Raw genomic sequence first — 3,540 nt, 5'->3', positions numbered from 1 at the left:
ATCAAAATAAACTTTTACAATCAGCAATTCTGATTGCATATTACTTTGCTTTAACCTTTTGTTGTTGTTTTTCTTGGCGTTTTTCCGTTTGCTTTGTTTTTTCTTTTTCCTTTCTTACCGCATCTTTTGCAGCTTTCGCAGCCATTTCAGCTTTATATTTAGCCTCTCTGGTTTCCTCTTCTCTTTTTTCTTGATAGTAGGAATATTCACCAGCATATACACAGAGATCGCCATCACGAATTTCCACGATTTTATTGGCGACCTGCGAGATAAAATAGCGATCGTGAGAGATCACCGCCACCGTACCTTCGTATTCACGTAAAGCTGCCTCTAGCATCTCCTTGGCTGGAATATCAAGGTGGTTTGTCGGCTCATCGAGGATGAGGAAATTCACTGGGGTGAGCAACATTTTTGCGAGGGCAAGTCTTGCCTTTTCGCCGCCACTGAGATCGCGTACTTGTTTAAATACAGTGTCTCCGCTAAACAAGAACTTACCAAGGACACCGCGTACTTCTTCGTGGGTCATCTTCGGAAAATCATCATGGATCGTATCAAAAACGTTTTTGTGTAGATCGAGCGCTTCAGCTTGGTTTTGCTCAAAGTACCCAATTAGCACGTTATGACCGAGGACAATTTCACCTTCGTTATAGGGTTCTTTGCCCACCACCATTTTTAATAAGGTTGATTTTCCTGCGCCGTTGGGACCGAGGAAGGCAACCCGATCGCCTCTTTCGATTTCTAGATTTGCACCTAAAAATAGGATTTGGTCGCCGTAGGCATGGGTGAGTTCTTTAATCTCAACGCTAACTCGTCCACTCCGAGATGCAGGTGGGAAATGAAATTTTAAAGTTCTGACATCACTATCTGGGGCTTCGATGCGATCGATTTTGTCCAGTTGTTTTTCGCGGCTCTTGGCTTGGGTACTGCGGGTAGCACTTGCACGGAAGCGATCGACGAAAACCTGTTGTTTCTCGATATATTTTTGCTGACGTTCAAAGGCAGCCCCCTGCGCAGCTTTGGCTTCAGCTTTCTGAGCCAGATAAGATGAGTAATTGCCCAAATAAGTTGTGGATACACCGCGCTCAGTTTCCACAATCGAGGTACAGAGACGATCCAAGAATTCACGGTCATGGGAGACGATCACCATTGGCGTGCTAAGCGATCGCAAATATTTTTCTAGCCATTCGATCGTTTCTAAATCTAAATGGTTTGTCGGTTCATCCAGTAATAACAAGTCTGGCGATTGTAGCAAAATTTTGCCTAAGCCCATACGCATCTGCCAGCCGCCGCTATATTCGCTGACAAAGCGATCGCCTTCATCTGGTTTAAAGCCTAGCTCTGGCAGTAGCTTATCGATGCGGCTTTCTAGTTCATAGCCATTGTGGTCTTCAAACTGACGCTGGAGGCGATCCATTTTTTTGAGAATTGGTTCATAGTCCTCACCATCCTTTAAATTTTCTAAATGATGATGGACTACTGCTAATTCTTTTTGAATTTCGCGCACTTCTTGAAATGCCTGCCACATCTCCTGTTTGACTGTGCGCGACTCTTCGATATCAAATTCTTGACTAAGATAAGCGATTTTGAGACTAGTAGGACGGACAACCTGTCCTGAGGTGGGTTCGATTTCCCCTGCAATAATCTTTAGCTGTGTTGATTTCCCTGCGCCGTTTACGCCGACTAAACCAATGCGATCGCCTGTTTTGACTTCCCAGTTAACGTCTTTAAGGACTTCGCCTGTAGGATAAATTTTTTGGATGTGTTCGAGACGCAGCATAGATTTAGGGTAGCAACAAAACTTAACTTTTTATTAAGATTAACATTTTTTTGTAACAAACGCATCAGCTTACCCAAAACCCCAGCAATTCTGATTGTGAAACCAATTTTTTATAATGAGAATTGCTGCCAAAACCAATAGAGTTCTGTGTTCTTTGCGATCGCGAATGTTGTCGTATATTAGGTGTTAGTGCCTAGCTCACATATCGAGATCCCTGCAATATATGTGATTACTAACAGGACTTAACCGTGATTACAAATGCTAGTAGCCTCACCCTCAGCCATCTCCGTCAAACCTTTGGCTTGAGTCTCAATTCTAGCGATCGCAATATCAGTAGCAGTGGAAAACGCCTTCAATTCTTTATTTTTTTACTTGCTTCAAAAGTTTATCGCGGACAAGTTTGAGAAGGATGCCGATCGCTATGGCGATCGCGCCGACCAGCAGGAGTTCTTTGAGCATCAATGGATTTTCAAAGGAAAACCAGCCATAACAGTCCCCATCGCAATTCGTCCGAGGAGGCTCAAACCAAGGTCGGTCGCGATAGTTCCAATATCGTTCAGCTCCAAACAAAATCAGTCCGATCGCTAACCACGAAAATCCAATGTCTTGCCAAAGCCGACCATTGGATAGCAAAAATAGCGCGATCGGGGCGACGATCAGCCCTAATCCAAAATAGTTATGATATTCGCTACTGATGGATGCTCCTTGATGTTGCCAGATGCCAATAATCGTGACAAATGTTGCTACGATCGTGGCAATGATAAAAGCCCAGTAAGAGTTGAACATGATGTATTTGGAACTACAGGGATTCGATCGCCTCAATCGCAATTATACCTATCTCAGTCAAGAGGAGCGTCCCCTCGAAGAAATCATTAAGCTTGCAATAATATCGCCATTGCTAGATTTAGCAGGTTTCTATCAATTTTCTTCAGGTTTTGCAGAGACTTAAACAAATTGGGGCTTATATTAGCGATTTGAGGATTTAGGCGATCGCAATTACGGTGAGTCTTGAGTTATATGCGATCGCATCGACATCTATCTCCTAGAGGAGATCGCTAGTACTCTCTATTTATTTGCTGATTTGAGTAATTATTCAGGCTTCAATTCTAAACCGCGATAGACTTGCTCGATGGGGAAGCTTAAGTTAATGCTTTTTAGTTCTACGGTGTCGCCTTCTTGGTAGTTAATGATGAGCCATTCGCCAGCGTCATTTTTATGGTATAAATCCATTTCAATGCTGGTGGAACTGACTAATAAGTAATCTTGTAAGTTTGGATTTTTGCGGTACAGTCTAAATTTGCCACTTCTGTCATAGGATTCGGTACTAGGGGATAGAACCTCAACGATGAGGGATGGGTAGGTAATGTATTGGGCTGTGGTTTTATCGCGATCGTCACAAGTAACGCTGACATCGGGGTAGATGTAGTTATTTGTGCCAACAATATTAATTCTCAGGTCTGAGTTACCTGTTATGCAACTACCAGCGTCTAAGTGGGTATCCAGCATAGTCGCAAATCGAATTGCGATGCGGCTATGATTAACGCTACCGCCGCTCATGGCGTAAACTTGACCGTTGATAAGTTCGTGTTTTTCTAGCTGCTTTTCTTCCCAAGCAAAGTATTCTTCTGGGGTTATTTGAGGAAAATTTTCTTTAATGGCAATCATTTTTTTGTAATGGATAATGGGTTTGATTTAATTAACTCTACAAGATTAGCGATCGCACTGTGCATTGTGATTTCTAAGCGATCGCTATTACTGTGAGT

Annotated in this window: 4 protein-coding genes; 1 reads left to right on the top strand and 3 read right to left on the bottom strand. The window is 42.9% G+C overall.

Annotated elements, in window-relative coordinates:
- Positions 1-40: 40 nt before the first annotated feature.
- The gene (locus APA_RS03070) at positions 41-1,777 is read right to left on the bottom strand and encodes an ABC-F family ATP-binding cassette domain-containing protein (protein WP_201320854.1); all 1,737 of its coding nucleotides are present in this window, start codon (positions 1,775-1,777) and stop codon (positions 41-43) included.
- 360 nt (positions 1,778-2,137) lie between these two features.
- On the bottom strand, positions 2,138-2,563 hold the full coding sequence (locus APA_RS03065; RefSeq protein ID WP_201320853.1) for a hypothetical protein: 426 nt from the start codon (positions 2,561-2,563) through the stop codon (positions 2,138-2,140).
- Between APA_RS03065 and APA_RS03060 the strand changes: the two genes are divergently transcribed.
- Positions 2,562-2,726: a hypothetical protein gene (locus tag APA_RS03060; RefSeq protein WP_201320852.1), complete on the top strand. Its 165-nt coding sequence runs from the start codon at positions 2,562-2,564 to the stop codon at positions 2,724-2,726. The two genes, APA_RS03065 and APA_RS03060, sit on opposite strands and share 2 nt — an antisense overlap.
- A gap of 140 nt (positions 2,727-2,866) precedes the next feature.
- Here the strand turns inward: APA_RS03060 and APA_RS03055 are convergent, their stop codons facing one another.
- Complete coding sequence (locus APA_RS03055; RefSeq protein ID WP_201320851.1) at positions 2,867-3,442, bottom strand: Uma2 family endonuclease; 576 nt, start codon at positions 3,440-3,442, stop codon at positions 2,867-2,869.
- Between the last annotated feature and the right edge of the window lie 98 nt (positions 3,443-3,540).

The organism is Pseudanabaena sp. lw0831 (assembly GCF_016584665.1).
Taxonomy (GTDB): domain Bacteria; phylum Cyanobacteriota; class Cyanobacteriia; order Pseudanabaenales; family Pseudanabaenaceae; genus Pseudanabaena.
The sequence above is the reverse complement of the archived record's forward strand: the minus strand, read 5'-3'. Positions and strand labels throughout refer to the sequence as shown.

What these genes read in the sequence shown, in the direction of transcription:
- APA_RS03060 (WP_201320852.1), top strand. Translation starts at nt 2,562, where the DNA reads ATGATGTATTTGGAACTACAGGGATTCGATCGCCTCAATCGCAATTAT.
- APA_RS03070 (WP_201320854.1), bottom strand. Translation starts at nt 1,777, where the DNA reads ATGCTGCGTCTCGAACACATCCAAAAAATTTATCCTACAGGCGAAGTC.
- APA_RS03055 (WP_201320851.1), bottom strand. Translation starts at nt 3,442, where the DNA reads ATGATTGCCATTAAAGAAAATTTTCCTCAAATAACCCCAGAAGAATAC.
- APA_RS03065 (WP_201320853.1), bottom strand. Translation starts at nt 2,563, where the DNA reads ATGTTCAACTCTTACTGGGCTTTTATCATTGCCACGATCGTAGCAACA.